Raw genomic sequence first — 2,600 nt, forward strand, 5'->3', positions numbered from 1 at the left:
GCGACCGTCTCGTCCGGGCGGCCGCTGCGCCGGAGGCCGGGCGCACCGCCGGGCGCCGGAGCGGGAGCCCCGTGGCGGCCATGGACGCGGCGCTCGTCGGCTATCTGCCGTCGCCGGACCACCTGGCGCGGCTGGCCGGTCTCCCCGCGGGCGCGCTGCCGCGAGCGGAGGTGCGGGGCCTGCTGTTCCCGGACGGGGCGCCGCGCCTACTGGAGACCGTGTCCACCGGCCTGGGGCGGTCGGGGTTCGTGTGCGTGCCGGTCTTCGCCGACGAACTCGCCGGCGGCCCGGACCTCGTGGCCCACGTCTCCCGCGCGGTGTCGCTCGCCGCGTCGGGCGGGGCGCGCTGCGTGTCGCTGGCGGGCATGATCCCCTCACTGACCGGTTACGGCTTCGACGTGCTGCGTGCGGGGCGGCAGCCGGCGGCGGTGACGACCGGACACGCGACGACGGTGGTGTCCGTGGTCAAGACCGTGCACGCGGCGCTGGAGGCGACCGGCCGGGACCTTGGGGACCTCGACGTGGCGTTCGCCGGGCTGGGATCGATCGGCGCCTCCTCCCTCGAACTGCTGCTGTCGCTCGCGGCCCGGCCGCCGCGCGGTCTGCTGCTGTGCGACGTGGCCGGCAGCGGGCCCCGGCTGACGGAACTGGGCCGCCGGCTGCGGGAACGCGGACTGACCCGCGACGTCCGGGTCGTGGAGACCCAGCAGGTGCTGCCGGACGCCGTGTACGACGCGGATCTGCTGGTGACGGCGGTGAGCGGGGCCACGACGGTGCTCGACGTCGACCGGCTGCGCCCCGGAGCCGTGGTGGTCGACGACTCCTTCCCGCACTGCTTCGACACCGGGCGGGCGCTGGCCCGGATGCGGCAGCACAACGACGTGCTGGTCGTCGGCGGCGGACTGCTGCACGTCGGCACCGCCCGGCGGGAGCCCGCAGCGGACCTGCCGGCCGTCGCGGCGGCGGGGCACCTCGCCCAGCCCTGGATCGAGGGCACGCTGGCCTCGTGCCGCACCGAGTCCCTGCTGTGGGCCGCCACCGCCTCCGCCTCCACCTCCGCCTCCGGTGAGCTTCCTCTGGTGCACGGCCTGGTGGACGCGGAGGTGGCGCGGGCCCACTGGCGGGCCGTCGAGCGAGCCGGGGTGAGGGCCGCGCCGCTGCACCTGCTCGGCCACACACTCGGCGCGGACCCGACCGGGGGCGCCGTGACCCGTGGCTGAACCGACCGGATGCGCGGCGACGCGAGGACGAGGACGCGCCCTGTGGCCGAGGGGCGGGGCGGTCCTGTCCGGCCGCGGGGCGCGCGGGTCGGTACGTCGGCGCTCGCCCCCACGGCCGTCCGCCCCCTCCTCCTCCCGGCCGTTCACCCGAACGCGTTGTTTGGCCGGGACCCGGGCGGGGCGTGGGCATGTGCGGGCCTCCGGGCGGAGAGAACCCGGTCATGCACGAACCGGCGTGGCACCTTCCGTCCTCCTCGCCCGAGAACCCTCCGACACCCGGCCCGGCGTCCGGGGCGCTCCACGACCGTCCCGGTGGTCCGGCCCACGACGTGGTCTTCACGGCAGACTTCGCGTCCACCCGGCAATGGGTCGCGGGCCGCTCCTGGGCCTATCCGGGCGGCGGCCCCACCAACCCCGGCGACGACAAACTCGACCACCTGGTGCCGGACGACGACTACTGCCGCGGGGGCACCTTCCGCGCGACGCGCAGACCCGACGGCCGGTGGAACACCGGTCTGCTCACCACCGAGGGCAGTGCGGAGGGCTTCGTCGCGCGGGCCGGGGACGTGCTGGACGCCCGCGTACGGCTGCCCCGGGAGACCGGGGCCTGGCCGGCCATCTGGACCTGGCGGGACGGCGACCAGGAGATCGACGTCTTCGAGTACCACCCCGACAACCCCGACCTGCTGGAGCTCAGCAACCACGTCCGCGACACCGGCCACTACTACCGGCACCGGTCGGTGCGACCCGGCGCCTGGGTCGACCTGCGGGTGGAGTTCGGTGCGCGCTCCGTCGTCTGGTGGGTGAACGGCGACCGGGCGTTCGCCGACCGGCGGGGCGTGGGGCGCGGCTGGCACGCCCACCTCATCGTCAACCTCTCGGTGTGCGCCGGGCGGTACCACCCGCCGCCGGACGAGGACACCGAGGAGATGTCCTACGAGGTGGCGAGCCTCATGGTGCGGCGGCCGTGACACACGGGACTACGCCGGTGAGACACCGGTGAGAGACCGGTGAGAGACCGGTGGAAACCGCTGAAAAACCGACAGGAAGGAGAGCAGCGGCAGCAGGGACCACCCGTTCGGAGGAGGACGGCCATCGCCCCGCGCCCGTCCGGCCGTATGTGGTCGACGCCACAGGTTTAGCCGGCGTGCGACGGGTGAGGCGGCTGGGATGTCTCCGCTCCTCCTCCCCTTCCGTCCCCACCCCACGAGACACACCGGCGGCCCCCGGGCATCGCAGACCGACGACCCCGGGAGGCGCGGTGAGTGACGCCGTACGGGCCACCGGCCGCGGCCCCGAGGAGCGCGGCCCCGCACCGGAGTCGGACAGCGGCGCCGCGGCCGGCACGACGGCCCTGGCCACGGCGGGCGGGCCACCGGC

General features: G+C 75.8%; 1 protein-coding gene and 1 pseudogene. Both read left to right on the forward strand.

All coding sequences use genetic code 11. The features are described 5' to 3' along the window. Positions 1 to 1,220: pseudogene (locus G3I53_RS04840) on the forward strand (hypothetical protein); the annotation flags it as partial. Positions 1,221 to 1,549: 329 nt separating this feature from the next. Continuing rightward, entirely contained in the window at positions 1,550 to 2,191 is a 642-nt protein-coding gene (locus G3I53_RS04845) for a family 16 glycosylhydrolase (RefSeq protein WP_164337978.1), read from the forward strand. Positions 2,192 to 2,600: the final 409 nt, after the last annotated feature.

This window comes from Streptomyces sp. SID14436 (assembly GCF_010548465.1).
Lineage (GTDB): Bacteria > Actinomycetota > Actinomycetes > Streptomycetales > Streptomycetaceae > Streptomyces.